26 protein-coding genes are annotated in these 26,078 nt (G+C 43.1%); 22 read left to right on the forward strand and 4 right to left on the reverse strand.

All coding sequences use genetic code 11. The annotated features are described in order from the left end of the window. The first annotated feature begins 91 nt into the window (after positions 1 to 91). The 6 genes from nikA to MHI60_RS10665 all read left to right on the forward strand — a co-directional run bounded on the left by nikA (position 92) and on the right by MHI60_RS10665 (position 6,632). Complete coding sequence (nikA, locus tag MHI60_RS10640; RefSeq protein WP_144472087.1) at positions 92 to 1,714, forward strand: nickel ABC transporter substrate-binding protein; 1,623 nt, start codon at positions 92 to 94, stop codon at positions 1,712 to 1,714. Between the two features lie 18 nt (positions 1,715 to 1,732). Continuing rightward, positions 1,733 to 2,677 (forward strand): nickel ABC transporter permease subunit NikB, encoded by a 945-nt coding sequence (gene nikB / locus MHI60_RS10645; RefSeq protein WP_144483557.1) that lies wholly within the window; start codon positions 1,733 to 1,735, stop codon positions 2,675 to 2,677. Then, positions 2,674 to 3,507 (forward strand): nickel ABC transporter permease subunit NikC, encoded by an 834-nt coding sequence (gene nikC / locus MHI60_RS10650; RefSeq protein ID WP_144472089.1) that lies wholly within the window; start codon positions 2,674 to 2,676, stop codon positions 3,505 to 3,507. Before nikB ends, nikC begins: the two co-directional genes overlap by 4 nt. Positions 3,508 to 3,511: 4 nt before the next feature. Further along, the gene (gene nikD / locus MHI60_RS10655) at positions 3,512 to 4,327 is read left to right on the forward strand and encodes a nickel import ATP-binding protein NikD (RefSeq protein WP_186318683.1); all 816 of its coding nucleotides are present in this window, start codon (positions 3,512 to 3,514) and stop codon (positions 4,325 to 4,327) included. A gap of 13 nt (positions 4,328 to 4,340) precedes the next feature. Next, the gene (nikE, locus tag MHI60_RS10660; protein WP_095409598.1) at positions 4,341 to 5,156 is read left to right on the forward strand and encodes a nickel import ATP-binding protein NikE; all 816 of its coding nucleotides are present in this window, start codon (positions 4,341 to 4,343) and stop codon (positions 5,154 to 5,156) included. 150 nt (positions 5,157 to 5,306) lie between these two features. Then, positions 5,307 to 6,632, forward strand: coding sequence for an MATE family efflux transporter (locus MHI60_RS10665; protein ID WP_144483554.1), 1,326 nt, complete (start codon positions 5,307 to 5,309; stop codon positions 6,630 to 6,632). Between the two features lie 20 nt (positions 6,633 to 6,652). Here MHI60_RS10665 and yvfG read toward each other — a convergent pair whose 3' ends face one another. Continuing rightward, on the reverse strand, positions 6,653 to 6,868 hold the full coding sequence (gene yvfG / locus MHI60_RS10670) for a protein YvfG (RefSeq protein WP_024423509.1): 216 nt from the start codon (positions 6,866 to 6,868) through the stop codon (positions 6,653 to 6,655). 70 nt (positions 6,869 to 6,938) lie between these two features. Here yvfG and rpoN point away from each other — a divergent pair, with 70 nt between their 5' ends. Together rpoN and MHI60_RS10680 are read left to right on the forward strand one after the other, a co-directional pair. Further along, entirely contained in the window at positions 6,939 to 8,237 is a 1,299-nt protein-coding gene (gene rpoN, locus MHI60_RS10675) for an RNA polymerase factor sigma-54 (protein WP_144472093.1), read from the forward strand. 172 nt (positions 8,238 to 8,409) lie between these two features. Beyond that, positions 8,410 to 9,147, forward strand: a complete 738-nt coding sequence (locus MHI60_RS10680; RefSeq protein ID WP_095409595.1) for a FadR/GntR family transcriptional regulator — start codon at positions 8,410 to 8,412, stop codon at positions 9,145 to 9,147. Positions 9,148 to 9,177: 30 nt separating this feature from the next. Here MHI60_RS10680 and MHI60_RS10685 read toward each other — a convergent pair whose 3' ends face one another. Further along, the gene (locus MHI60_RS10685) at positions 9,178 to 10,617 is read right to left on the reverse strand and encodes a sigma 54-interacting transcriptional regulator (protein WP_144483551.1); all 1,440 of its coding nucleotides are present in this window, start codon (positions 10,615 to 10,617) and stop codon (positions 9,178 to 9,180) included. Between the two features lie 198 nt (positions 10,618 to 10,815). Between MHI60_RS10685 and MHI60_RS10690 the strand changes: the two genes are divergently transcribed. The 13 genes from MHI60_RS10690 (at position 10,816) to MHI60_RS10750 (ending at position 24,315) form a co-directional block, all read left to right on the forward strand. Beyond that, positions 10,816 to 12,009 carry an ornithine--oxo-acid transaminase gene (locus tag MHI60_RS10690; protein ID WP_034280960.1) on the forward strand — a complete coding sequence of 398 codons (1,194 nt, stop codon included), beginning with the start codon at positions 10,816 to 10,818 and terminating at the stop codon, positions 12,007 to 12,009. 139 nt (positions 12,010 to 12,148) lie between these two features. Next, positions 12,149 to 13,522 carry an amino acid permease gene (locus tag MHI60_RS10695; RefSeq protein WP_342502687.1) on the forward strand — a complete coding sequence of 458 codons (1,374 nt, stop codon included), beginning with the start codon at positions 12,149 to 12,151 and terminating at the stop codon, positions 13,520 to 13,522. A gap of 309 nt (positions 13,523 to 13,831) precedes the next feature. Beyond that, on the forward strand, positions 13,832 to 14,869 hold the full coding sequence (locus tag MHI60_RS10700) for a sugar-binding transcriptional regulator (protein ID WP_034280955.1): 1,038 nt from the start codon (positions 13,832 to 13,834) through the stop codon (positions 14,867 to 14,869). A 31-nt stretch (positions 14,870 to 14,900) separates the two neighbouring features. Then, positions 14,901 to 15,908 (forward strand): type I glyceraldehyde-3-phosphate dehydrogenase, encoded by a 1,008-nt coding sequence (gene gap, locus MHI60_RS10705; protein WP_007500174.1) that lies wholly within the window; start codon positions 14,901 to 14,903, stop codon positions 15,906 to 15,908. A gap of 213 nt (positions 15,909 to 16,121) precedes the next feature. After that, positions 16,122 to 17,306 (forward strand): phosphoglycerate kinase, encoded by a 1,185-nt coding sequence (locus MHI60_RS10710; protein WP_144483545.1) that lies wholly within the window; start codon positions 16,122 to 16,124, stop codon positions 17,304 to 17,306. A 30-nt stretch (positions 17,307 to 17,336) separates the two neighbouring features. After that, positions 17,337 to 18,098, forward strand: a complete 762-nt coding sequence (gene tpiA, locus MHI60_RS10715; protein ID WP_017359213.1) for a triose-phosphate isomerase — start codon at positions 17,337 to 17,339, stop codon at positions 18,096 to 18,098. Further along, positions 18,091 to 19,626 carry a 2,3-bisphosphoglycerate-independent phosphoglycerate mutase gene (gene gpmI, locus MHI60_RS10720; protein WP_144472097.1) on the forward strand — a complete coding sequence of 512 codons (1,536 nt, stop codon included), beginning with the start codon at positions 18,091 to 18,093 and terminating at the stop codon, positions 19,624 to 19,626. The genes tpiA and gpmI overlap by 8 nt, the downstream gene beginning before the upstream one ends. A gap of 30 nt (positions 19,627 to 19,656) precedes the next feature. Next, positions 19,657 to 20,949, forward strand: coding sequence for a phosphopyruvate hydratase (gene eno / locus MHI60_RS10725; RefSeq protein WP_003212752.1), 1,293 nt, complete (start codon positions 19,657 to 19,659; stop codon positions 20,947 to 20,949). Between the two features lie 258 nt (positions 20,950 to 21,207). Further along, complete coding sequence (locus MHI60_RS10730) at positions 21,208 to 21,477, forward strand: hypothetical protein (RefSeq protein WP_041107838.1); 270 nt, start codon at positions 21,208 to 21,210, stop codon at positions 21,475 to 21,477. A 58-nt stretch (positions 21,478 to 21,535) separates the two neighbouring features. Next, the gene (locus tag MHI60_RS10735) at positions 21,536 to 22,303 is read left to right on the forward strand and encodes an ABC transporter ATP-binding protein (RefSeq protein WP_144483542.1); all 768 of its coding nucleotides are present in this window, start codon (positions 21,536 to 21,538) and stop codon (positions 22,301 to 22,303) included. Continuing rightward, positions 22,275 to 23,672, forward strand: a complete 1,398-nt coding sequence (locus MHI60_RS10740) for a hypothetical protein (protein WP_144483540.1) — start codon at positions 22,275 to 22,277, stop codon at positions 23,670 to 23,672. Before MHI60_RS10735 ends, MHI60_RS10740 begins: the two co-directional genes overlap by 29 nt. Beyond that, positions 23,669 to 24,037 carry a metalloprotease family protein gene (locus MHI60_RS10745; RefSeq protein ID WP_144483537.1) on the forward strand — a complete coding sequence of 123 codons (369 nt, stop codon included), beginning with the start codon at positions 23,669 to 23,671 and terminating at the stop codon, positions 24,035 to 24,037. The genes MHI60_RS10740 and MHI60_RS10745 overlap by 4 nt, the downstream gene beginning before the upstream one ends. Then, positions 24,034 to 24,315: a hypothetical protein gene (locus MHI60_RS10750; protein ID WP_048237467.1), complete on the forward strand. Its 282-nt coding sequence runs from the start codon at positions 24,034 to 24,036 to the stop codon at positions 24,313 to 24,315. The genes MHI60_RS10745 and MHI60_RS10750 overlap by 4 nt, the downstream gene beginning before the upstream one ends. Positions 24,316 to 24,338: 23 nt before the next feature. Here MHI60_RS10750 and MHI60_RS10755 read toward each other — a convergent pair whose 3' ends face one another. Further along, positions 24,339 to 24,803 carry a GNAT family N-acetyltransferase gene (locus MHI60_RS10755; protein WP_095409586.1) on the reverse strand — a complete coding sequence of 155 codons (465 nt, stop codon included), beginning with the start codon at positions 24,801 to 24,803 and terminating at the stop codon, positions 24,339 to 24,341. A gap of 15 nt (positions 24,804 to 24,818) precedes the next feature. Next, positions 24,819 to 25,283 (reverse strand): hypothetical protein, encoded by a 465-nt coding sequence (locus tag MHI60_RS10760; protein WP_144483534.1) that lies wholly within the window; start codon positions 25,281 to 25,283, stop codon positions 24,819 to 24,821. Positions 25,284 to 25,403: 120 nt separating this feature from the next. Here MHI60_RS10760 and MHI60_RS10765 point away from each other — a divergent pair, with 120 nt between their 5' ends. Next, complete coding sequence (locus MHI60_RS10765) at positions 25,404 to 26,036, forward strand: NAAT family transporter (RefSeq protein ID WP_095409584.1); 633 nt, start codon at positions 25,404 to 25,406, stop codon at positions 26,034 to 26,036. The last annotated feature ends 42 nt before the right edge of the window (positions 26,037 to 26,078 follow it).

Here is a 26,078-nt window from a genome sequence, read left to right on the forward strand (position 1 = left end):
TTGTCATTTCGTTTAAAATATGATATTGACAATAGTTGCCTTCCTCCTTAAAATGAAAATGATTATCAGCATCAATTAGGAGGAACAACTTATGACTATTTGGAATAATTTTCCGAAAATTAAAATAAATACTGTGTTACCCTTCCTGCTTATTCTCTTTTTATTAGTAGGATGCTCTCAAACAAACAATGGAGCAGAAGGCAATAAGGATCATCCTGATATGATCACAATGGCATGGCCAAGAGATATCGGTGAAATGAACCCGCACTTATACAATCCATCACAATTGTTTGCGCAATCAATGATTTATGAGCCATTGGTCAGCTATCAAAAGAATGGTAAGCTGAAACCGGAATTAGCGAAATCATGGGATGTTTCAAAGGATGGCAAGGTGTATACGTTCCATTTAAGAGACGGAGTGACATTCTCAGACGGCTCTGAATTTAATGCGGATATTGTCAAAAAGAACTTCGATACGATTTTAAAAAATAAAGATTTACATAGCTGGTTAGGTGTCATTAAGAAAATCAAAAAGACAGAAGCTGTTGATAAAAAGACATTTAAACTCACATTAACAGAACCATATTATCCAACTGTGCAAGAATTAGCCGTTGTTCGTCCAGTTCGTTTCTTAGGTGAAGCAGGTTTCCCTAAAAACGGAGATACGTCAAAAGGAATTGAAAAACCAGTGGGGACAGGCCCTTGGGTTTTAAAAACATATAAGAAAGATGATTATGCCATTTTCGAACGAAACGATCATTATTGGGGAGAAAAACCAAAGGTAAAAGAAATCAAGGTAAAGGTTATCCCAGATGCGGAAACGAGAGTCATGGCATTTGAAAAAGGAGATGTGGATTTACTTTACGGAGAAGGAACCATTAGCCTTGATTCCTACAAACAGCTAGAGGCAAGCGGCAAGTATGAAACGAAAATGTCAGAGCCTATTGCTACAAGACAGCTTGTCATGAACACAAAAGTAGATCAGCTGTCAGATGAGAAAGTGCGTCTTGCCCTTCAATATGCCTTCAATAAAAAATCAATGGTAGAAGGGGTCACCTCAGGTTTAGAGGATGAAGCAGATCACATCCTGCCGACTAACATGCCGTATACGTCACACATTCAAGTGAAGTCTTTCAAATATGATGTGGACAAAGCCAAAGCATTGCTAGATGAAGCGGGCTGGACACTTCCAAAAGGAAAATCCGTTCGTGAAAAAGATGGGAAAAAGCTTGAGTTTAGTATGATGTATGACTCAGCGGAATCGATTCAAAAAGCGATGGCGGAAACGCTGCAAGCAGAATGGGCAGCTGTTGGTGTCGGCGTCAAGCTTGAGGGTGTGGATTTGGCCACACAGGTTCAACGCTTTAAAGCCAATAAGTTTGATATGAACTTCTTTAGCAACTACGGAGCGCCGTATGATCCGCATACATTTATGAACGTTCTCTCTTCAGATGGTTTTGGATTCAAAGAAGCCATTTCAGCCTATCCAAATAAGGAAAAGCTGATCAAAGAAATGACGGAAATTCCATCCACAACAAATGAAAAGAAACGTAAAGCACTGTATTCGTCTGTCTTATCCTCTTTACAGGATCAAGGGGCAATTGTGCCAATCTCTTATTTTAAAAAGACAGCCGTTTATCAAAAAGCTGTGAAGGACTTTGAATTCCCTGCAAATCGTGATGAACATCCTTTCACAGGCATTAAGCTGAAGTAACAGAAGGAAGGTAAGGAAATGGGCCGCTATATCGTCAAACGAGTGCTATCAATTATTCCTGTATTTTTATTAGCCACACTGCTCACAACTGGCATGATTCACCTCTCGCCAGTTGACCCGGCTGAGGCATATTTAACAGCGGCTCATATCCAGCCTACGGATGAAATATTAGCGCAAAAACGAAGTGAATTCGGCTTAGATGAACCATTTTATATGCAGTATCTTCATACCATTGAAAAAGTCATTCATCTTGATTTTGGCCGGTCGTATATGTCCAATCAGCCTGTCGTTGATGAGGTGATTTATCGAATACCGGCGACGATTCAATTGGCGCTTACCAGTCTGCTGATCGCTATTTGTGTCAGCATTCCGCTCGGGTTTTTCAGCGGCATGAGGAAAAATGGTGCCGTTGATCATGTGAGCCGGCTCATTTCTTTCTTAGGAGCATCTATCCCGACGTTTGTCTTGGGGTATTTGCTCATCTTCTTTTTTTCAGTGAAGCTCGACCTTTTACCAGTTGAAGGAATCGGAACATGGGAGCATCTCATTCTGCCGTCGATCACACTGGCAGTCCCTTTAATTGCTACGTATACAAGGCTGTTACGGTCAAGTGTGAGTGAGGCGCTTCAAGAGCCTTTCGTTCAATATGCGAGAATCAGGGGATTGAAGGAACAATCGATCATGTTCAAGCATGTGTTCAGAATTGCGATATCGCCGATGCTGACCGGACTTGGGGTGAACCTTGGCAAGCTCTTGACCGGAACCATTATTGTAGAGGCTGTTTTCTCATGGCCAGGGTTTGGCCGATTTTTTATTGAAGCGATCTTTAACCGGGATCTGCCTGTCATTCAATTTTATGTCCTCATGTCAGCCTGTATTTTTATCGTGAGCAGCTTGATCGTTGATTTGGTTCAGCTAATCATTGACCCTCGTATATCTAGAAAGGAAGGCCGCCAGCAATGATGACAAAAGTAAAATATCTCTTCGCTCATCAAAAGATGATCTCGATCTGCGCCCTGCTGCTCGGTCTCCTGCTGGTTGTGACAATATGTGCACCATGGATCGCTCCACACGATCCGTCAGCTGTCAATCTAGCGATGAAGCTAAAGGGGTCTTCGTGGGAGTATCCTCTTGGAACAGATCAATTAGGGCGATGCAATTTATCTCGTATTTTATATGGTGCGCGTGTTTCGCTCGGCTGTGCGTTATTAATCTTTCTTTCTTCGTTATTCATTGGTTTAATTGTCGGCCTGTTTTCAGGATACAAAGGCGGCTGGATCGATCAAGTATTGATGAGAATCTGTGACGGTGTCATGGCATTTCCAAACTTAGTGCTCATCCTTGGATTAGTCGGCATCTTCGGTCCGGGACTTTCTCAAGTCGTACTTGCTTTGATGCTTGTGCAATGGGTGTATTATGCGCGCGTCTTCCGAGGAATGGTGCTCAGTTTAAAAGAACAGAACTTTATTGCAGCTGCGAAGATCAGTGGGACCTCGCACTGGAACATTATGAGAAAGCATATGATTCCAAATGTTCTGCCGCCATTAGCAGTCATTGGAACACTTGAAATGGGCTGGGCGATTATGGACATTTCTGCGATGTCTTTCCTCGGATTAGGGGTTCAGCCTCCTATGCCTGAATGGGGAGCGATGATTCATGAAGGAAAGTCGTACATTCAAACGAATCCTCAGTTAATGCTGTACCCAGGTCTTGTGATCATGGCTGTGGTGGTTCTGTTTAATTTACTAGGAGAAGCCCTTTCAGAGAAATATGGCATTAAACGCCGTGTGTAAAGGAATGATCAATGTGCAAGAGTCCATTTTACAAGTAGAGAACCTGCATGTACATACGAAAACACCTCAAGGGAAAACCCCTCTTATTCAAGAAGTCTCGTTTGAAGTAGGACGCGGTCAAATCCTTGGATTAATTGGTGAGAGCGGCTGCGGGAAAACAGTGACAAGCATGTCGATCTTACATATGCTTGATCGGAAAACAACTGAAGTCACTGGCAGTATCACATTACAGGGACGAGAATTGATCGGTATAAGTGAAAAGGATATGCGATCCATTCGGGGCAAAGACATCTCGTATATTATGCAAAATCCAATGAACAGCTTTACGCCAGTATGGACAATCGGCCATCAGCTGGTTGAAACGATCCGCCGGCATACCGCTGTCAGTAAAAGGCAGGCACGAGCACAGGCAATGGATGCGTTAGCGCAAATGAACCTGCCGCAGCCAGACCAGCTGTTCAACAAGTATCCCTTTGAATTAAGCGGAGGGATGCTGCAGCGTGTCATGATCGCCATGGCTGCCTGTATGCACCCGCCCCTCATCATTGCAGATGAGCCGACAACTGCTTTAGATGTACACAATCAGAAACGGGTGCTTCAGCATCTGAACCAAATTCGTCACGACTATGGAACGGCCATTTTACTCATTACCCACGATCTTGGTGTCATTGCTGAAATGGCAGATCAAGTTGTCGTCATGAAACAAGGAGAAATTGTTGAAAAGGCAGGAGTTCTTGAGCTTTTTGAACAACCAAAACATGATTATACAAAAAAACTATTAGCAGCTCGTCCATCGACTCCAGCTGTTTGCCCGATTTGAGGTGAGAAGGCCCTTGCATTTATTAGAAGTGAAAGCAGTCAGTCATGCATACACGAACCGGTCGTTTCTAATGAGAAAAAAAGGCGCAGCCCCTGTCCTGAAAAGCGTCGATTTGACTATTGAAGAAGGCACCTGCCTTGGGCTGCTGGGACAAAGCGGCGCAGGGAAAAGTACACTTGGCCGCATCATACTTGGTTTAGAGAAGCCAAGGGCTGGACAGGTTCTTTTTGAAGGTCAGGATGTCTATCGTGCAGATCAACAAACACGCAAGCATTTTCGCCGGCATGTGCAAGCAGTGTTTCAGGATTCCTATTCCGCGGTAAATCCAAGATGGACAGTTGAACAAATTTTATCTGAACCGCTTGAAAACTATGAAACCATGAGCCGAAAAGAACGAAAAAATGTACTGATTCACTGGCTGGAAAGAGTCGGGCTCGGTGAAAAGGATTTGTCTAAATATCCACACCAATTCAGCGGTGGCCAGCTGCAAAGGATCAACATTGCTAGAGCCTTATTGCTCCAGCCAAAGCTCATTGTACTTGATGAATCTGTCAGCAGCTTAGACATGGTCACACAAGCTGTTATTTTAGATTTATTAGTAGAATTAAAGAAGGAGCTGGGTGTGGCTTACTTATTTATTACACATGATATGACAGCAGCCTATCACTTAAGTGATCAATTGGCGATTCTTGATCAAGGAGAGCTTGCTGCCCAATTTCAATCAAAGGATGAATTCTTTTCATCAGAAGAGGAAGCGGTGCGGAAAATGAGAGATGCAATGCTCGCAGTCCATCCTTTGTCACGAACGATTGGCAGACCGGTTCAGTAAATCTTCATTTTATCAATGCCTCAGCGTGCAGCCAAAGCCTCGCATTCGGTAAAAAGCAAAGGGCGAAAATAAAGAACAGTTTAGCCCTTTGCAGGTAATCTGCGCCTCTTTTAGGAAAGAGGCTATTTTTCATGAAAGGCAGGTGGCATCGTGAACCATCGGGCGTATTTAGCTTTGGCCATTCCTTTAACGATTTCAACGATGACCACTCCATTACTTGGAGCTGTTGATACAGCGGTTGTCGGTCAGCTCGCAAATCCCGCTTATATTGGAGGCGTTGCGGTTGGCAGTCTCATTTTCAGTACATTATATTGGCTGTTTGGTTTTTTGCGGGTAAGTACATCTGCTTTTGCCGCTCAGGCAAACGGAGCGCAGAATGAGGAGCAGGGTGTTCTTGCTTTTCTAAGACCTTTTTTCGTCGCCATCATCGTCGGACTTTGTTTTATTGCCCTGCAATGGCCGATTATTCAATCTGCTTTTCTAGTGATCTCTCCTGATGCTGATGTCTGTCAATTTGCCGCAGACTATTTTCATATTCGCATTTGGGGAGCGCCATTTACCTTAATGAATTATGTCATATTGGGCTGGCTGATGGGGATGGCAAAAATGAAAGAAGCTCTTTCATTACAAATCTTGATCAATGTCATGAATATGGCCCTCGCATTTCTGCTTGCTCATGTGTTTTCGTTTGCAGTCAAAGGGGTAGCGGCGGCGACATTGATATCTGAACTAACCGCTTTTGTGTTAGGGGCATGGATCATCATGAAACATTCGTCAAGCGGATTACAGATGCCTTCTATTAAGAAAATCATGGATACTCAGGCAGTGAAGAAAATGTTTCATGTGAATAAAGATTTGTTTATTCGCACGATCTGTCTGCTAGTGGTGATCAACATGTTTACCGCAAAAGGCGCTTCTTTTGGTACAGAGCTGCTGGCAGCGAACGCCATCTTATTTCAAATTCACTACATCATGGCTTATTTGTTTGATGGTTTTGCCAATGCGTCCAGCATCCTTGTTGGCCGATCAGTTGGTGCAAATGACCGCACCCTCTATGAAAGAACCTTAACCCTTTCGAGGCAGTGGGCACTTATCATGGCATGTGTCATTGCTGCGGTTTATTTTCTATTAAAAGAGCCGATATTGAGCTTGTTTACAAATCTCCCACAGCTGCTTGATGTGACATTACGCTATGCAGACTGGCTCGTTCTTTATCCGTTTGCAGCTTGTTTCGGTTTGGTCATTTACGGCGTATTCACAGGTGCGACAGAAATTGCCTCTGTCAGAAATTCGATGCTGTTTGCGATGATTTTGTTTATCGCAGTTCAAACCGCGGTCACGCCCATTTGGCACAATCATGGTCTATGGTTTGCTTTTATCATCTATACTGTAGGGCGGTCTGGCTTTTTGATGATGTATAAATCGAGGCTGGATCAGAAACTTTTCGCATATGATAAACACCCTTTGCCATCTTGACAAAGGGTGTTCTTTTTCGTTCATTCGCTTTCTTTTTTCACCTTTTGATAGGCTTCATCAAGATGCTGAATGCGCTTCAATACAACCGCATTTTTAGTCAATTGGTCTTGAACAAGTGTTGACACCACTGAGCGGTAATAGGCATTCATGGCATGGACCTTGTCTTCATTTTGGTTCATGGCGATGTGCTGTTTCAAGTTGTCGACAAAGTATGGAACGGAAAAAAGTTCAGACATAGAAATCACTCCTATTTCGTATATACGGTCCGTCAATCTTCATGTAAAATGATGAGAGGGAGGGGAGACAATGAGCCTTAAACTGCAACAAGAACAGGTATTAAAGCAGGTGCTCACACAAGAACTCAGGCAGGCCATTACGCTGCTGCAGCTGAATTGCGCAGAGCTCGGCGAGTATCTTGACCAGTTAGCGCTTGAGAACCCTCTGATTGAGCGGAAAGACACGGACAGCTATCAACCAGTTTATCATAAAAAATCACAAGATCGAATGACAGAGCCGTATCGAACGCATCAAAAAGAAAGCCTGCAAATGTTTTTAAAGAGACAGGCGATTGATTTGAATTTAAGTGAAAAAAATCAAAGGATCTTTCATTTTATGATTGAGTCCATTGATTCCAATGGCTATCTAAATGAACCGATTGACGCAATGGCAGCTGTCTTAGAGGTGCCAGCTGAAGAAGTAGAAGCCGTCCTTCATCAGCTGCAATCGCTAGAGCCTGCCGGTATTGGCGCAAGATCATTGCAGGAATGCATCCTCCTTCAACTGAGAAGGAAAAAGGAACGCTGGTATGAAGCCGAGCTGATCATCGAAGAGCATTTCTTTCTTTTTGCCAGAAAGGCTTGGAAGGAAATTGCGTCGAAAACAGGAGTTTCAATGAAAACGCTCCAAGCGGTACAAGATGTAGTGTCTCAGCTTGAACCAAGACCAGGCCTTCATTTCGCATATGATGAAGAGCATGTGTATATAGAGCCTGATGTGACAATTACTGTGGTGCAGGATCACATCACATTTGAGCTGAATCAGCGCGCTTTTCCAGACGTTGAAATGAATGAAGGCTACTTCGCTATGATTCAAGACCAAAAGCGGCATGAAGCATACACGTATTTAAAGGAAAAAGAGCAGCAGTACAATTGGCTTGTCCAAGCGCTGAAGCAAAGAAAGAAAACGATGACTCATGTCGTTCGTGAGATTATCTCACATCAGACCGATTTTTTCCTTACAGGGAAACATAAAATGAAACCGCTTACGATGAAGCGGATCGCAGATATACTGCAAGTGCATGAATCAACAGTCAGCCGGACTGTAAAAGGGAAAATGGTGCAAACCCCTTATGGTCTCATGGAAATGAAACAATTTTTCCAAGCAAAATTAGAAGGGCATTCGCTAGAAGAGGCGTCCAGCTACACAGTCAAAACGCACATTGCAGAGCTCATCCAAACGGAAAATAAGAAAAAACCGTATTCAGATCAGCAAATCATGACGCTGCTTCAGCAAACCTTTGGTATCCGCGCGTCGCGCAGAACCATTGCAAAATATCGCGAACAAATGAATCTTCCGTCCTCTACGCTGCGGAAGCGATACGATTAAAAAGAAGTACTTGCCAGAACATGGCACGTGCTTCTTTTTTTGTTGAAAGCGAGGCGGCCCGAAGATTTTTTGAAAATTAAAGAGTGGAGACGTGTGATCGGAAATTTTGGGGTAAAGTATAAGTTAGGGCATGAGCCGATAGGGATAGACAACAGTGATGAGGTGAGACCAATTGAAATATAAACAAATCAAAACGAAAAAAATATATGAAGAAATTGCGGATGCATTAATTGAATCCATTCGTACAGGTGAGCTTCTTCCGGGGGAAAAATTAGATTCGGTTCAAGCGCTTTCAGAAAGCTTTCAAGTCAGCCGTTCCGCTGTAAGAGAGGCACTGTCTGCTCTCAAAGCGATCGGATTAATAGAGATGAAGCAAGGGGAAGGCACGTATGTGAAGCAGTTTGATCCTGAGCAGCTCACATTTAGTCTGTCTCCTGCATTTTTGATGAAGCAGCATGATGTCACACAGCTCCTTGAATTAAGAACCATTATTGAGACGGGTGCTGTTAAAAAGGCAGCGCTCATGCGAACGGACGATGACCTTCATCAGCTGCGTGAGGCACTCGAACAAATGAAACGCGCAGAAGCACATAAAGAAACTGGTGAAGAGGCAGACCTCGCATTCCATCTCGCCTTAGCCAAAGCCTCAAAGAATGATTTATTAAAAGCGTTAATGAATCAGGTCTCCACCTTGCTGGTAGAAACAATGCGGGAGACGAGAAACGTCGTCTTGTTTTCAAGAAAAGCCTCCATTCGGCAGCTTTACAAAGAACATGAACACATTTACAAAGCCGTCATGGCAAGACAGCCAGAAGAAGCAGAAAGAGCGATGCTCACGCATTTAAAAAATGTAGAAAAACTGCTGAGTGATGTGAGTCAAGAACCGGCAGGACAGTCAGAACCACAGTAAGCTGTGCCGAATGAGGGCACAGCTCTATTATTAACGAGAAATATGCAGCTTTTTCATGCGATATTGCAGACTTTGCCTGCTCATGCCCAATATCTTTGCAGTCTGTGAAATATTATCGTCCATTTTTTCTAAGTAATGGACGATGTATTGTTTTTCGAATCTTTCCATTTGGGTTTGAAAATCAGTCGTATGTTCTGGGCTTGTATAAATAAACGTGTCAGCTGCTGAGGTATGCTGCAAAGGATTCGTCTGTAATTGCGCAGTAGGACGGCCTTCCCTATGTTTAAATCTAAAATGATATGGAAGATGATGCATGCTTAAGGAATCCTCATCCATCATCATATTCATCCCCGCTTCAATCACATGCTCCAGCTCTCGTACATTACCCGGCCAATCATACGCTTGAAAAAGGGCTAGTACTTCTTCATCAGCCGTCTTCACCTTCATTTGAAACAGCTCATTATATTTTTGAATAAAGTGACTGACAAACGTAGGGATATCTTCTTTTCGCTCCGAAAGCGGCGGAATAAATAAGGTGACAATACCGAGCCGATAAAATAAATCCTTGCGCATGCGTCCGCCTGCGATTGCATCTACAGGGTCCTCATTCATATTGGCAATGACTCTTACATCAACAGCGATTTCTTTTGTGCTGCCCAACCTTCTCACACGCTTCTCTTGTAATACGCGCAGTAGTTTTGCTTGAAGGCCAGGATTTAATGAGTTGATCTCATCTAGAAGCAGTGTACCTCCCTGCGCCTGTTCAAATAAGCCGGGCTGATCAGTTGCGCCGGTAAAAGCTCCTTTTTGCGTACCAAAGAGCAGACTTTCAATGAGGTTATCTGGCAGTGCCGCGCAATTTTGGGTAATAAATGGTCCAGATGACCGGCTGCTGCCGTTATGAATACTTTGAGCAAATAGTTCTTTTCCTGTCCCTGTTTCTCCAACAATGAGCACATAGGAAGAGGTGCGTGTCGCTCGTTTTGCATGCTCAATCACCTCTAAAAACGCAGGACTCTGTCCAATAATGGAATCAAAGGTAAAGCGGGTGCTTCCTTTTTTCTTCATATTGTGGTGAATCAGCCGTTCCAGCTTGGTCACATCATTCGAAATTTCAACCGCTCCTTGGATAAGACCGTCTCGAACGAGCGGGTATGTATGATTAATTGTTGTGATTTCTTTTCCGTTGTAATTATGATACGTCTGCTTTGCATGAACGGTTTGTTTCCCAGTACGCAGCGCTTGGACAAGCGTACTGTGCATTTCGTCTTGGAAGACGAAGAGGTCTAATACATTTTTATGGAGAACATCAGAGCGTTTCAAAGACTCAATCTCCATCATTTTTTTATTATAAACAACAGTATTGCCATTCTCGTCAATTGCATGAACCCCGACATCAATTAAATCGAGCATTTGTTTATACAGATCAATCTCATTTTCGAGCTTTGCAGTATACTGATCTTCTTTCATTGAGGCACCTCCAGACGTTACCTCTATTTTACATGAAAAATTTTGCGGTTTCCTCTAAAAAATTTGGCATGTGCAAAAATATTTTGCATAAAGAAGCAGATCAATCATCGTCATGATGCGGACAGAAAGTTGGCACGATCCTTGCATATCATATGTGTGTAGATAAAAGAGGCTAGGTTATAGAAGGAGGAATAGACGATGACACAGACAAATGAATTGATTCAACAAACGGAACAATACGGAGCGGCAAACTATCATCCGCTGCCAATAGTAATTTCTGAGGCTGAGGGAGTTTGGGTGACAGACCCTGAAGGCAATCGATATATGGATATGCTGAGTGCGTATTCAGCAGTCAACCAAGGCCATCGCCACCCCCGCATTATTGAGGCACTCAAAAAACAGGCAGACCGGGTGACATTAACCTCAAGAGCTTTTCACAATGATCAGCTTGGTCCTTGGTATGAGAAAATTTGTCAACTAACGAATAAAGAGATGGCACTCCCGATGAATACTGGAGCTGAGGCTGTAGAAACAGCTGTAAAAGCAGCAAGACGCTGGGGCTATGACGTCAAGGGAATCGAAGACAATCGCGCAGAAATCATTGCGTGCGTTGGAAACTTTCATGGCAGAACGATGACAGCTGTTTCTCTTTCTTCTGAAGCAGAATATCAAAGAGGTTTCGGTCCAATGCTTCCAGGCATTAAATTGATTCCTTACGGAGATATTGAAGCGTTACGTGAAGCCATCACACCACAGACAGCGGCCTTTCTGATCGAACCTATTCAAGGAGAAGCGGGAATTGTCATGCCGCCAGAAGGCTTCTTGAAGGAAGCGAAGGCGCTTTGTGAAAAAGAACATGTGCTGTTCATTGCGGATGAAATTCAGGTCGGATTAGCGCGAACAGGTAAGATGTTTGCATGTGACTGGGAAGACATTGAGCCAGATATGCTGATTCTTGGGAAAGCTTTAGGCGGCGGTGTATTCCCAATCTCGTGTGTAGTCGCAAACCGCGATATATTAGGTGTGTTTAACCCTGGATCTCACGGCTCTACCTTCGGCGGAAATCCTCTTGCGTGTGCGGTGTCGCTGGCTGCACTGGATGTCTTGATCGACGAAAACCTTGCAGCGCGTTCTATGGAGCTTGGCGAATACTTAAAAGACAAACTCACGCGCATTCAAAGTCCTGTCATCAAGGAAGTGCGCGGCCGCGGATTATTTATCGGCATGGAGCTGACAGAGGCAGCGAGACCTTATTGTGAGAAGCTGAAACAAGCAGGACTGTTATGTAAGGAAACCCATGAGACCGTCATCCGCTTTGCACCGCCTCTCACGATATCTAAAGAAGATTTAGACTGGGCGATTGGTCATATTGAAGCATTATTTCAAGCATAAATGTCAAAGGGGGAGAAACCTTCACTTTCTCCCTTTCTCTTTCAACGAACAGCGAATTTTGTCAAAGGATGATGAATAGAAGAGTGAAAGTGGGGAAAATGATTTGAAGCAAGAGCAGCATAATGAACTAGAGCGTTCCATGAAAAGCAGGCATCTCTTTATGATTGCCTTAGGTGGCGTCATTGGTACTGGTCTTTTTCTTGGATCAGGACTCATTATCCATCAGGCTGGACCCGGGGGAGCCATTCTATCCTTTATCATTGGCGGATTGTTAATGTATTTGGTGATGCTGTGTCTTGGAGAATTAGCTGTGGCGATGCCGACAGCGGGTTCCTTTCAGGAATATGCAACCAAATATATAGGTCCCTCCACAGGCTTTATGATCGGCTGGCTTTATTGGTTTAGCTGGGCATGTACAATAGGACTGGAATTTACGTCAGCAGGCATTTTGCTCCAAAGGTGGTTCCCAGATATCCCTGTTTGGCTGTGGTGTCTTGCATTTAGCGTGATTTTATTTGCCGTCAATGCCATCTCAGCTCGCAGCTTCGCTGAAACCGAGTTTTGGTTTTCGGCCATTAAGGTCGCTGCCATTCTATTATTTATTATCATTGGAATTGGCGCAATTTTCGGAATGATTCATCTAAAAGATGGAGAACCAGCCCCTCTATTTCGTCATTTGACGGATCATGGCGGACTATTTCCTAACGGCGTTTTTGCTATTTTATTAACCATGGTCACGGTCAATTTCTCCTTTCAAGGAACAGAACTTGTCGGGATTGCAGCAGGAGAGAGTGAAAGCCCTGAAAAAACATTGCCGCGATCTATACGAAATATTATTTGGAGAACGATGGTCTTTTTCGTTTTATCCATTGCGGTTCTGGCCGCACTTCTTCCGTGGCAGACAGCAGGCACCGTCGACAGCCCGTTTGTCGTCGTGCTGGACAAGGTCGGCATACCGTATGCTGCAGATATCATGAATTTTATCATCATCACAGCGGTCTTATCTGTAGCAAACTCTGGATTGTATGCATCATCACGTATGCTTTGGTCGCTATCGAAAGACGGGAAAGGACCTAAATTTACGAAAAAGCTGTCCAAGCGTAAAATTCCGATCAATGCACTATTGGTGACAATGGTCGTATCTGCACTCTCCCTGCTGACAAGTGTTGTGGCTCCAAAAACGGTGTATGTGTGGCTCATTTCAATTTCTGGTATGGTCCTAGTTGTGGTGTGGATGTCGATTTGTTTGTCCCAGTATTTCTTTAGAAAACAATTCATAAAGGCGGGCGGAGATGTAAAGGATCTTGTCTTTCGAACACCGCTCTATCCATTTGTCCCATTAGCAGGCTTTATCGCATTTGCCATCGTCCTCATCAGCTTATTTTTTATCGAGGATCAGCGGATCGGTCTTTATTGCGGAATTCCGTTCATGGCTGCCTGCTACATTATTTATTATCTCAAAATCAAACCGAAGGAAGAGGCAAAACAGCTTGGAACCATTACGAAAACATAAGCAGGTCCTGAAAAAAATGTGCATGCTGATATCACCAGCATGCACATTTTCCATCGTGAATACATTCTATATAAAAGAAAATAAATATTTTGAAAAGAAATATCATAGCAAGAACCTTGATGACAAGCAGGCTATCGGTGAAAATGTGTCTATTTTTTGTCTAAATGTGTTTGTAAGAGTTGAAAATGCAAGATTATCCTGTTAAAATAATTAAAGAAAGCAGGGATTGATTTTTTTTGGCTGTGGCGGGACGTTTTTTGTCACAGTGGGACGCTTTTAGTCCAACGTGAAAAGAAAGGGTCGTTAGCCATGAATCATTTATTGGAAGCTCAAAAAAAATTATTGCCAGATCTTCTCATTGTTATGCAAAAACGCTACGACATTTTGCAGTACATCAGATTAGCTGAACCAATTGGCCGCAGAAGTCTTGCGACGAGTCTTGGTCTCAGTGAGCGCATCTTACGAGCTGAAGTTCAGTTCTTAAAAGAACAAAATCTGCTGGATGTCAAAACGAGCGGCATGATGCTGACGAGTGAGGGTCACGCTTTGCTTGAAATGCTTGAAGGAATGATGAAGGACGTTTTAGGTTTAACCTTTTTGGAAAATACATTAAAGAGAAAGTTAGGCCTGGAAGAAGTCATGATCGTTTCTGGAGACAGTGACGAATCCCCGTGGGTGAAGCAAGAAATGGGAAGAGCTGCTGTCCAATGTATGAAAAAAAGGTTTACTGGAAATAATATCGTCGCCGTCACTGGCGGAACGACGATGGAAGCCGTTGCCGAAATGATGACCCCTGATGCCAAAAACCGCGATATGATGTTTGTCCCTGCGAGAGGCGGTCTTGGGGAGAATGTAAAAAATCAGGCAAACACCATTTGTGCCCACATGGCTGAAAAAGCTTCCGGTACTTACAAACTGCTGTTTGTTCCAGGGCAGCTGTCAGAAGGTGCTTACTCTTCCATTATTGAAGAGCCGTCCGTCAAAGAAGTGCTTCAAACGATTAAATCGTCCACGATGCTTATTCATGGTATTGGTGAAGCAAAAACAATGGCGATGAGACGAAATACACCAGCTGAAGATTTAAAAAAGATTGATGAGCATGACGCAGTGACAGAGGCCTTTGGCTATTACTTTAATCGTGATGGTGAGGTCGTTCACAAAGTGCACTCCGTCGGCATGCAGCTAGATGATTTAGAAAGCATTCCACACATTATTGCTGTTGCAGGTGGATCATCAAAGGCGGGGGCTATTGAAGCTTATTTCAAAAAACCACGCCGAACGGTTCTCGTCACAGACGAAGGAGCCGCAAAAGAGTTATTAAGGGAATCAATTGATCCCTCAATATAAAACATTGTGACCTATAAAAGGAGGAAACATCATGGCAGTAAAAGTCGGTATTAACGGATTTGGACGTATTGGACGTAACGTATTTCGTGCAGCATTAAATAATCCTGAAGTTGAGGTAGTAGCGGTTAACGATCTAACAGATGCTAACATGCTTGCACACCTTTTACAATATGACTCTGTTCACGGAAAACTAGATGCAGAGGTTTCTGTAGACGGTACAAACTTAGTAGTGAACGGTAAAACAATCGAAGTATCAGCTGAACGTGACCCTGCGAAATTAAGCTGGGGTAAACAAGGCGTAGAAATCGTTGTTGAATCTACTGGATTCTTCACAAAACGTGCAGACGCTGCTAAACACTTAGAAGCTGGCGCTAAAAAAGTCATCATCTCTGCTCCTGCTAACGAAGAAGATATCACAATCGTTATGGGTGTAAACGAAGACAAATACGATGCAGCTAGCCACGATGTCATCTCTAATGCATCTTGTACGACAAACTGCTTAGCTCCATTTGCAAAAGTTCTTAACGATAAATTTGGTATTAAACGCGGTATGATGACAACAGTTCACTCATACACAAATGACCAACAAATTCTTGATCTTCCGCACAAAGATTACCGTCGTGCTCGTGCAGCTGCGGAAAACATCATCCCAACTTCTACAGGTGCTGCGAAAGCTGTTTCACTTGTATTGCCTGAACTTAAAGGTAAATTAAACGGTGGCGCTATGCGTGTTCCAACACCTAACGTTTCTTTAGTTGACCTTGTAGCTGAATTAAACCAAGATGTAACGGCTGAAGATGTAAATGCAGCACTTAAAGAAGCAGCTGAAGGAGAACTTAAAGGAATCCTTGGCTACAGCGAAGAGCCATTAGTATCTGGTGACTACAATGGTAATGCAAACTCTTCAACAATCGATGCTCTTTCTACAATGGTAATGGAAGGCAGCATGGTGAAAGTGATCTCTTGGTACGATAACGAGAGCGGATATTCTCACCGCGTTGTTGATCTTGCAGCTTACATTGCAAAACAAGGTCTTTAATTTCTCACACTGAAGGAACTCACTTGGTTCTTTCCTAGAGACACGATATAATGAAGACGGACAAGGGAAGGGGAAGCATCCCTTTCCCTTTTTCTCTGTATTTATCCGTTCTGCACGATTTCTCGTTTTGATGAGGGCAAAATGGGAAAAGGATAAAGAGAGACTTGTCCAATGCGTAAGGAAACCAGAATAAAGGAGGATCTCCTGACGAGCATGAATAAGAAATCAGTAAAAGACATTGACGTAAAAGGTAAAGTTGTGTTTTGCCGCGTAGATTTTAACGTTCCAATGAAGGACGGCGAAGTGACGGATGATACTCGTATCCGCGCAGCATTACCAACGATTGAGTATTTAACAGGACAAGGCGCAAAGGTACTGCTAGCTAGTCATTTGGGTCGTCCGAAGGGTCAAGTTACTGAAGAACTGCGTCTGACACCTGTGGCAATACGTCTGCAAGAGCTTCTTGGAAAAGAAGTGAAAAAAGCAGATGAAGCTTACGGCGACAACGTGAAAAAGCAAATCTCTGACTTAAAAGAAGGAGATGTGCTAGTGCTTGAAAACGTTCGTTTCTATCCTGGTGAAGAAAAGAACGATCCTGAATTATCAAAAGCATTTGCTGATTTAGCCGATGTGTATGTCAATGATGCGTTCGGTGCTGCACACCGTGCACATGCATCGACAGCTGGTATTGCAGCTTATCTTCCGGCTGTTTCAGGCTTCCTCATGCAAAAAGAGCTTGAGGTTTTAGGAAAAGCCATTTCAAATCCTGATCGCCCATTTACAGCGATTATCGGTGGCGCAAAAGTAAAGGATAAAATCGGTGTGATTGAAAGTCTTCTTGATAAAGTGGACAACCTCATCATCGGCGGCGGACTTGCTTACACATTTGTGAAAGCACTAGGCCACGAAGTAGGGAAATCTCTATTAGAAGAAGACAAAGTAGATTTAGCGAAATCCTTTATGGACCGTGCAAAAGAAAAAGGCGTGAAATTCCTGATTCCAACAGACGTTCTGGTAGCCGACGACTTTTCAAATGATGCGAATACAAGCATTGTGCCAATCTCTGAAATTCCAAGTGATCTAGAAGCACTTGATATTGGTACAGAGACAAGAGAAAAGTATGCTAATGTTATTAAAAACAGCAAACTTGTTGTCTGGAACGGGCCAATGGGTGTATTTGAAATCGATGCATTCGCTAAAGGAACAAAAGCAATCGCAGAAGCACTGGCAGAAGCAAAAGATACATATTCTGTCATTGGCGGTGGAGATTCAGCAGCAGCTGTTGAGAAATTTGGTCTTGCCGATCAGATGAGCCATATTTCTACAGGCGGCGGCGCTTCACTTGAATTTATGGAAGGCAAAGAACTTCCTGGTGTTACTGCATTAAACGATAAATAAGACCAAAACTGCTATAAGGAAGTGTCAATCATGAGAAAACCAATTATAGCTGGGAACTGGAAAATGAACAAAACACTTGGCGAAGCAGTCAGCTTCGTTGAAGAAGTTAAGTCATCTATTCCATCTCCTGACAAAGTGGAATCCATTGTCTGTGCGCCAGCTCTTTTCCTTGAAAAGCTAAACAGCCTTTCAAACGGAACAGACCTTAAAATTGGTGCACAAAACATGCACTTTGAAGAAAATGGTGCATTCACTGGTGAAATCAGCCCTGCTGCTCTAAAAGATCTAGGCATCGGCTATTCAGTGATTGGGCATTCAGAGCGCCGTGAATTCTTTGCTGAAACAGATGAAACAGTGAACAAAAAAGCACATGCTGCATTCAAGCATGGCATCGTTCCAATTATTTGTGTAGGTGAAACGCTTGAAGAGCGTGAAGCAGGCAAAACAAATGAACTTGTCGCTGATCAAGTGAAGAAGGCACTAGCTGGTTTAACGAAACAGCAAGTAGCTGAATCTGTTATTGCATATGAGCCTATCTGGGCTATCGGTACAGGAAAATCTTCTACAGCGAAAGATGCAAACGACGTTTGCGCACACATCCGCCAAACCGTTGCAAGCGAATTTGGTCAAGAAGCGGCAGACAGCCTTCGCATTCAATATGGCGGAAGCGTGAAGCCGGCAAATATTAAAGAATATATGGCAGAATCCGATATTGACGGTGCTTTGGTAGGCGGCGCAAGCTTAGAACCTCAGTCTTTCGTTCAATTATTGGAGGAAGGTCAATATGAGTAAGAAACCAGCTGCATTAATCATCTTAGACGGGTTCGGTTTAAGAGGCGAAACAGTCGGTAACGCTGTCGCACAAGCAAAAAAACCGAACTTTGACCGCTACTGGAACGAATTCCCGCATCAAACCTTAACGGCTTCAGGTGAGGCAGTAGGTCTCCCGCAAGGTCAAATGGGGAACTCTGAAGTTGGGCATTTGAACATTGGTGCAGGACGCATTGTGTATCAAAGCTTAACAAGAGTGAATGTTGCCATTCGTGAAGGGGAATTTGAGAAAAACGAAACGTTCCTAGATGCAATGACTTATGCAAAAGAGAATGACAAGGCGCTTCATTTATTCGGACTCTTGTCAGACGGCGGTGTGCACAGTCACATCCAGCATCTTTTTGCCCTGCTGAAGCTGGCGAAAAAAGAAGGCTTAACAAAGGTATACATTCATGGCTTCTTGGACGGACGTGATGTTGGTCAGAAGACAGCCAAAGTGTACTTAAAACAGCTGGAAGAACAAATCAAAGAAATCGGTGTCGGTGAAGTGGCAACACTTTCTGGACGCTATTACTCAATGGACCGTGACAAACGCTGGGATCGTGTGGAGAAAGCGTACCGTGCGATGGCGTATGGTGAAGGCCCAAGTTATCAAAACATTTATGATGTCGTTGATGACTCCTATGAAAATGGAATCTACGATGAATTCGTTATTCCATCTGTCATTACGAGAGAAAATGGTGAGCCGGTTGCCAAAGTAAACGACGGCGACTCTGTGATTTTCTATAACTTCCGTCCAGACCGTGCCATCCAAATCTCGAACACTTTCACAAATGCAGATTTCCGCTCGTTTGACCGCGGAGAAGCTCATCCGAAGAATTTACACTTCGTCTGCTTCACACACTTCAGTGAAACGGTTGATGGTTATGTTGCCTTCAAACCAGTGAATTTGGATAACACAGTAGGAGAAGTGCTTGCTCAAAACGGATTGAAACAGCTGCGGATTGCTGAAACAGAGAAATATCCTCACGTGACGTTCTTTATGAGTGGTGGACGTGAAGAAGAATTTCCTGGTGAAGACCGCATCTTAATCAATTCACCAGATGTGGCCACCTATGACCTCAAGCCGGAAATGAGCGCTTATGAGGTAAAGGATGCACTTGTTGCAGACATCAATGCTGACAAGCATGATGCGATCATTCTGAACTTTGCTAACCCGGATATGGTTGGTCATTCAGGTATGCTTGAGCCAACAATCAAAGCCATTGAAGCAGTAGATGAGTGCTTAGGAGCTGTAGTCGACGCAATCCTGGCAAAAGGCGGACATGCCATCATCACGGCAGACCACGGTAACGCAGACGTGCTTATTACCGAAGAAGGAAAGCCGCATACTGCACATACAACGAATCCTGTACCAGTCATCGTAACGAAAAAAGGTGCGACGCTTAGAGAAGGCGGCATTTTAGCCGATCTATCTCCAACGCTTTTAGACTTACTTGGTCTTGAAAAACCAAAAGAGATGACAGGAACATCATTAATTCAGAAATAAAAAAATTGATTCAAAAGGAGAGAAATAACGATGCCATACATTGTTGACGTATATGCACGCGAAGTATTAGACTCTCGCGGTAACCCAACAGTTGAAGTAGAAGTTTACACAGAATCTGGCGGCTTTGGCCGTGCGCTTGTTCCAAGTGGTGCTTCTACTGGTGAATATGAAGCAGTAGAACTACGTGACGGAGACAAAGACCGTTACCTTGGAAAAGGTGTTCTGACAGCTGTAAACAACGTAAACGAAATCATTGCACCAGAGCTTTTAGGCTTTGATGTAACAGAACAAGTAGCGATTGACAAAATGTTAATCGAACTTGACGGAACAGAAAACAAAGGGAAATTAGGCGCAAACGCAATCCTTGGCGTATCTATCGCTGTAGCACGTGCGGCTGCTGATTTCTTACAAATTCCACTTTATCAATACCTTGGTGGATTCAACTCCAAAACGCTTCCAGTACCGATGATGAACATCGTCAACGGCGGAGAGCATGCGGATAACAACGTAGACATTCAAGAATTCATGATTATGCCTGTAGGTGCACCGAACTTCCGTGAAGCACTTCGCATGGGCGCTCAAATCTTCCATAGCCTGAAATCTGTATTAAGCGCAAAAGGCTTAAACACAGCTGTAGGTGACGAAGGTGGATTCGCTCCAAACCTTGGTTCTAACGAAGAAGCACTTCAAACAATCGTTGAAGCGATCGAAAAAGCTGGCTTCAAACCAGGTGAAGAAGTGAAACTTGCAATGGATGCTGCATCTTCTGAGTTCTACAACAAAGAAGACGGTAAATATCATTTATCAGGCGAAGGTGTTGTGAAAACATCTGCTGAAATGGTTGACTGGTATGAAGATATGGTATCGAAATACCCAATCATCTCTATCGAAGACGGCCTTGATGAAAACGACTGGGAAGGTCACAAACTATTAACTGAGCGCCTTGGCAGCAAGGTTCAGCTAGTAGGAGACGACTTGTTCGTAACGAACACGAAGAAGCTTTCTGAAGGAATCAAAAACGGCGTTGGTAACTCAATTCTGATCAAAGTAAACCAAATCGGTACATTAACTGAAACATTTGATGCAATCGAAATGGCAAAACGCGCAGGATACACAGCTGTTATCTCTCACCGTTCTGGTGAAACTGAAGACAGCACGATTGCAGACATCGCTGTTGCAACAAACGCTGGACAAATCAAAACAGGTGCTCCGTCTCGTACGGACCGTGTGGCGAAATACAACCAATTACTTCGCATCGAAGATCAATTGGCTGAAACAGCACAATATCACGGCATTGCAACATTCTATAACTTGAATAAATAATGTCAGCTATGCGCTGCGTTCCACTCTTTCATGAGAGCGGGACGCAGCGTTTTTTTGTGGTTGAGCGAAATCCGCTGGCTAATTCATTTGGCTTATCCTATTTTTGTAAAAAATCCTCCTTCCGTTAGAGAAGAAGGCAAAATCCCCTCCATTTATAAGCACTAAATCATGAAAAATCGACTAAAAATATGATCTGAAATGAACTTATGCTTTCTGTAAGGGGGTGGTATCATTTTACATATATTAGGGGGTGATGAGATGCTGAATCCTTTTAGCCTTCGTTTTCCAGTAGGTGTGTATATGTATGTTCTTCACCTATTGGCGGCATATGATGAAAGGAAGCAACGAATTCTAACTTCTAAGAATGTACAGAAAAACGCATTTTGGATTTATGTTCTTGCCGCTATATTAGGCATTATTTCACTTGGAGCATTGATTTGGGCATGCAAGACCTTTGGACGAGGCTCTAAATTTTTAGGAGAGTTCAAATTATTAGGCATGTACGTTAAAATCCAGTGCGGTTATTAACAGGGATGAGAACAGATGCAAGGTCATCTGTTCTATCTGAAACAAACGGAGGGATATGATGCTGACATTACAATTAAACGAAAAAACCTATAGCCGCACCTTCTCTCTCCGTAATATACAAATGAATGTCGAGAAAGGGCAGATGCTGCTGCTTTTGGGGCATAATGGTGCGGGAAAGACGACGATGATTCAATCCATGTTTGGACTGACACCATTTATAGGATGTGTCACTTTACATGGTAAGCAGCTGAACCTTCAATCCTCAGAACATATCTCCTTGTTGAAAAAACATGTTTCCTATATTCCTGACGACCATTCGTTATTCGATTATTTATCGCCGAGGGAATACTTTCAATTACTTCAGCTGCCAAATGAGAAAGATGTCACACGGGAAGAGACGTTCATCGATCTGTTTGAGCTGGGTTCGTATATGGATCAGCCTATCGCTCAGCTGTCTCATGGTAATCAAAAGAAAACGCAGATCATTTCACAGCTCCTCAGGCCATGTGATTATTATGTGTTCGATGAGCCAACGAACGGACTTGATCCAGATATGATGATCATCTTAAAAAAGGTGCTCATGAAGCTGAGAGATCAAGGTGCTGGCATTCTCATTTCAACCCATCATTTGAGCTTTGGTGATACGCTTTATGACCATCTCATGATCTTAAGAAATGGTGACGTCAAGCTGGATATGTCCCGTCAAGAAACGAATCAGACATTTCCTCATCAGGCACTTGAAGAGATTTATAAAGAAGTGAATCGAGATTACTATATGCAGGTGGAGAGGTTACTCAATGATCTGGACACGACACGTTCTTCATAAAATAGAATGGGGGATGCTGACAACGAAAGGAAAGCAGCTCGCAAAAAAGTATCCTATACAGCTTCTCGCTGCCGCCGCTTTTTTCTTACTCATGTATGCGATATACGTCGTCATCAGTCTGCGCTTTTTTATGCAGGCAGGAGAAAGTGAGCCGGCTGCTTTATACCTACAATTGATGAAAATGACGCTTTTACTTTTAGGCGCAGGTATTGTGTTATCCCGCAATAAATTAAAGCGTCAGGAATATCAATTCTACTTTTTGAATAGTGCGATACAAAGTGTGCCATTTGTCCTTTGTGTGTATTTCTTTCCAGTGCTCTTTTGTTTCCTCATGGTTGGACTGCTTTTTTTGCCGATTGTATTAGGCCTTTTGATCAGCGGTCAGGCACTATCTCTGTATTGGATAACGGCTGTTTGCATGACTTGCTGTGTACTGGCGCTGCTTGCGCTTGCTTCTTGGATGATGATGCGGATTGCTGTGAGCCATTTCGTCTCAAAAACAAAAGAGCATTTGCTGCTGCAAACGCTCGGCTTTGCGGTGTTGAATCTTTTGGTGTTTCTCCTTTTGCAAAAAGCAATGGAGATGATCAGCGTATGGCCATCAGTCTATCTCATATTTCTCGTGATCCTTCTAAGCGCTGGCTGGCTATGGCTGAAGGGGTTATCGGCTTCTTATGTCCATCGGATGTTTTTGCAGCTGAAAACAGAGGTGAAGTCGTTTTCTTACAAGAAAATCAGAACGCAATCTTCCTTTCTGACGCACCTGCGGCAGGAATTGGTCTATTTCAGCCGGTCAGCTGTTTTTAAAGAACAGGGCATTTTGTTTCTATTTCTCGTTTGTTTGACGGCGGGGCTGCCATTCATTTTTACACCGGTAGAAACCGGCTGGCTGTATGCCTTTATTGTGCAGTATGCGTTAAAGGAAATATTGATCATGCTTCCGCTGATGATTGGCAGAGAATATCATATGAATCAAAGGGCCATCTTTATGTTAAATACATCGAAGGGTGCTTATTTATTGTCGAGAATTTTATTTTATTACGCTATTAATTTGTTGATATATTTTGTGTTTATTGGGCTTGCATCTATGGTGATAGGCATTGAAAGTGAAGGTCATGGCCTCGCAAGTTTGTCCATTTTGTTGATTACTGTCATGGCGGCCTGTACAGGGTTTATCGTAAAGATCAGTGAGTTTAATAAACTGTTTGTCATCGTGATGATGATTGCTGTATTCAGCTTCATCGATATGCTTTTATTGAAGTGGCTTTCATCAGATGTGTATCTTCTCGCCACTGCTTATCTGCTAGGTTCACTTGCATTTTATAGCTGTATATATACGGTCATGTTAAAGAGGCCTGTCTTGCGATGATAGAGCTTGTGTGTAGTTTCCTAGCGGTTGTGGTGATACATGAACTCGGTCATATGCTGATGGTCATGTTGTGTAACAAAATCGAAAAAAGGCCGCCCTTTGATTTTGTGATAACGATTGATTGGAAGCATGTGGCGGTTGTCCATGAAACATTTGCCCGGCCGAGCTTCAATATGATGGTGGCACTTGCAGGGCCGCTCTTTCCGGTGCTTTGTTCAATTATGCTTTTTATGATATGGAAGCATCCGGTCAGTCATCAGCTGCTGTTTTTTTCTTTACTAAATACGGTGATGCTGCATCCAGCTTGCCCAGACGGGAAAAATATCACAGCCAGTTTAAAAGAGATGAAGGAGAGGAAGAGATGATTAAAGTATTTCATTCGTTTTCCAGCGGTTTAACACTTGCAATGCTGTATGTTTTTGCTGTGTTTATGACCCCTGTTTTTTTACTGCTGCTAGAGGTCAATCATGTTGAATCAAGTCCAACAATGTTTGGCATGCCATTTTATATCATGAAAATTGAAGAGTATCAATTCAGTTCGGAGGCGACGCTCTTTGGATGTGTTGTCTGCTTTTTAGCTGGCGCCGTGCTTTATTTCTTCATTCAATATGTGAAGCATGTGGTAAAAAAGCGCAGAACATAAAAAAAAGCAGACGGAACAAAACATCAGTCTGCTTGCAAAGTGAGTGACAGCCGTACCATATCCATACACTGAATGCCATTTTCAAAAATTGGTTCATCATAATGCTTAAGAAAGAAATCGTGGTCAATAGATGTCATGCGGAAGCCGCATTTCTGATAAAGTGCGAGCTGCTGAATGCTCGAGTTGCCTGTGCCGATTTCAACTGTGTGAAAACCGGCGGCTTTCGCTTCAGCAATGGCATGGCGGATCAGCTGCTTTCCAATTCCTTTTCCTTGCCATGATTCCTTCACGGCGACATTGATGATTTCGACTGTCTGCTGAGACAGAGGTAAAAGTACATAGACACCAATCACGTCCTGTTCATGATACGCGGCATAACAAGAGCCGGATTGCACATAAGTAAGAACCTTTTCCTTTGAAGGATCAGCTAAGAGTAAAAGATCCATAGGGACAGATTGATCACCTGACAATGGCCGAATTTGTATCATGTTTTTTCATCCTTTCTATTCTTTAATATACCCTTGTTTCACACCCCAATCATATTGATCCTGTACCCATTGTGAGGGAGGATTGTGGGTGACATTTGGGTCTTTTTTGACAGTTGGTTTCCTTGCAGCCTGTGCTCTCTGCTTATTCGCTTGAGCAGCGGCTTTCGCTGCTGTCAGCTCTTTTTGAAGCTGCTCGATTTTTGCCTCAAGTACTTTACGCTGCTTGACTTCTTTTTGATAGGCTTTCTTTTCGTTTTTGAGCTTTTTGGTAATGGTAGACAGTTTCTTTTTTTGATCTTCGTTTTCATGCTTCATATCCGCTTGATCTGATTTTAACTTTGAAAGCTGCTCATCGTTCGTTTTGCTTTCTTGCTGATGTTTTTCCTCAGCTGCTTTGATGGTCTGCTGCTGCCAAACCATCCAGCCGGCTGCGCCTAAAACCGCAACAGATAAAAGGACGATAGTGATCGTTTTCTTCATGTGTCATTCCCCTTTCTTTAAAACCTTTATTATCATCGGTTAAATATATACAGGTTTTAACATCATAAGGGAATATTCACATCAGATTGGCAGACACTATGAAAAAAAGGAGGGTGTCTGTTGATTTCCTTTATGATTCATGTCGTGGTTTCATTATTTGCTGTATCAAACCCTATTGGAAACGTGCCTCTTTTTATCACCTTAACTGAAGGGTATACAGAGAAAGAACGCTCCCAGACAGCCAAAAAAGCCATTGTGGTCTCTTTCATTATTTTGATTGCCTTTTTATTGGCAGGCAGGCTCATTTTCAAATTGTTTGGGATCGATATTCACGCACTCCGCATCGCCGGAGGTATTTTTATTTTTGGTATCGCTTACAATTTGCTGAATGCAAAGGAGTCTCATGTCCAAAATCCACATTCTGAAGAAAAGGCAGAAAGCAAAGAGAAGGCTGATGTCTCCGTTACGCCGCTGGCGATCCCGATTATCGCTGGTCCCGGTACAATCGCTACAGTGATGAGCTTAACTCCGGGAAGTCAAGTGATGCTTCATATGTTGGCGATTTTAATCGGCATTGTCATCGTTCTGGCAATGACCTATTATGCTTTTCATTATTCAAGTTTCATTATGCGGAAAATGGGGAAAACAGAGATGAATGTCGTGACGCGGTTAATGGGATTAATTCTTGCTGTAGTAGCAGTTGAAATGATCGGCGCAGGCTTAAAAGGAATGTTTCCAATGTTTATGCAATAAGTGTATATAAAAAAGCTGTTTTTTTCTACAATGATGTAAAAT

The organism is Bacillus sp. FSL K6-3200 (genome assembly GCF_038630485.1).
In the GTDB taxonomy this organism is placed as follows: Bacteria; Bacillota; Bacilli; order Bacillales; family Bacillaceae; genus Bacillus; species Bacillus safensis.

What these genes read in the sequence shown, in the direction of transcription:
- nikA (WP_144472087.1), top strand. Translation starts at nt 92, where the DNA reads ATGACTATTTGGAATAATTTTCCGAAAATTAAAATAAATACTGTGTTA.
- nikB (WP_144483557.1), top strand. Translation starts at nt 1,733, where the DNA reads ATGGGCCGCTATATCGTCAAACGAGTGCTATCAATTATTCCTGTATTT.
- nikC (WP_144472089.1), top strand. Translation starts at nt 2,674, where the DNA reads ATGATGACAAAAGTAAAATATCTCTTCGCTCATCAAAAGATGATCTCG.
- nikD (WP_186318683.1), top strand. Translation starts at nt 3,512, where the DNA reads ATGATCAATGTGCAAGAGTCCATTTTACAAGTAGAGAACCTGCATGTA.
- yvfG (WP_024423509.1), bottom strand. Translation starts at nt 6,868, where the DNA reads ATGTCTGAACTTTTTTCCGTTCCATACTTTGTCGACAACTTGAAACAG.
- rpoN (WP_144472093.1), top strand. Translation starts at nt 6,939, where the DNA reads ATGAGCCTTAAACTGCAACAAGAACAGGTATTAAAGCAGGTGCTCACA.
- MHI60_RS10685 (WP_144483551.1), bottom strand. Translation starts at nt 10,617, where the DNA reads ATGAAAGAAGATCAGTATACTGCAAAGCTCGAAAATGAGATTGATCTG.
- MHI60_RS10690 (WP_034280960.1), top strand. Translation starts at nt 10,816, where the DNA reads ATGACACAGACAAATGAATTGATTCAACAAACGGAACAATACGGAGCG.
- MHI60_RS10695 (WP_342502687.1), top strand. Translation starts at nt 12,149, where the DNA reads ATGAAAAGCAGGCATCTCTTTATGATTGCCTTAGGTGGCGTCATTGGT.
- MHI60_RS10700 (WP_034280955.1), top strand. Translation starts at nt 13,832, where the DNA reads ATGAATCATTTATTGGAAGCTCAAAAAAAATTATTGCCAGATCTTCTC.
- gap (WP_007500174.1), top strand. Translation starts at nt 14,901, where the DNA reads ATGGCAGTAAAAGTCGGTATTAACGGATTTGGACGTATTGGACGTAAC.
- MHI60_RS10710 (WP_144483545.1), top strand. Translation starts at nt 16,122, where the DNA reads ATGAATAAGAAATCAGTAAAAGACATTGACGTAAAAGGTAAAGTTGTG.
- tpiA (WP_017359213.1), top strand. Translation starts at nt 17,337, where the DNA reads ATGAGAAAACCAATTATAGCTGGGAACTGGAAAATGAACAAAACACTT.
- gpmI (WP_144472097.1), top strand. Translation starts at nt 18,091, where the DNA reads ATGAGTAAGAAACCAGCTGCATTAATCATCTTAGACGGGTTCGGTTTA.
- eno (WP_003212752.1), top strand. Translation starts at nt 19,657, where the DNA reads ATGCCATACATTGTTGACGTATATGCACGCGAAGTATTAGACTCTCGC.
- MHI60_RS10730 (WP_041107838.1), top strand. Translation starts at nt 21,208, where the DNA reads ATGCTGAATCCTTTTAGCCTTCGTTTTCCAGTAGGTGTGTATATGTAT.
- MHI60_RS10735 (WP_144483542.1), top strand. Translation starts at nt 21,536, where the DNA reads ATGCTGACATTACAATTAAACGAAAAAACCTATAGCCGCACCTTCTCT.
- MHI60_RS10740 (WP_144483540.1), top strand. Translation starts at nt 22,275, where the DNA reads ATGATCTGGACACGACACGTTCTTCATAAAATAGAATGGGGGATGCTG.
- MHI60_RS10745 (WP_144483537.1), top strand. Translation starts at nt 23,669, where the DNA reads ATGATAGAGCTTGTGTGTAGTTTCCTAGCGGTTGTGGTGATACATGAA.
- MHI60_RS10750 (WP_048237467.1), top strand. Translation starts at nt 24,034, where the DNA reads ATGATTAAAGTATTTCATTCGTTTTCCAGCGGTTTAACACTTGCAATG.
- MHI60_RS10755 (WP_095409586.1), bottom strand. Translation starts at nt 24,803, where the DNA reads ATGATACAAATTCGGCCATTGTCAGGTGATCAATCTGTCCCTATGGAT.
- MHI60_RS10760 (WP_144483534.1), bottom strand. Translation starts at nt 25,283, where the DNA reads ATGAAGAAAACGATCACTATCGTCCTTTTATCTGTTGCGGTTTTAGGC.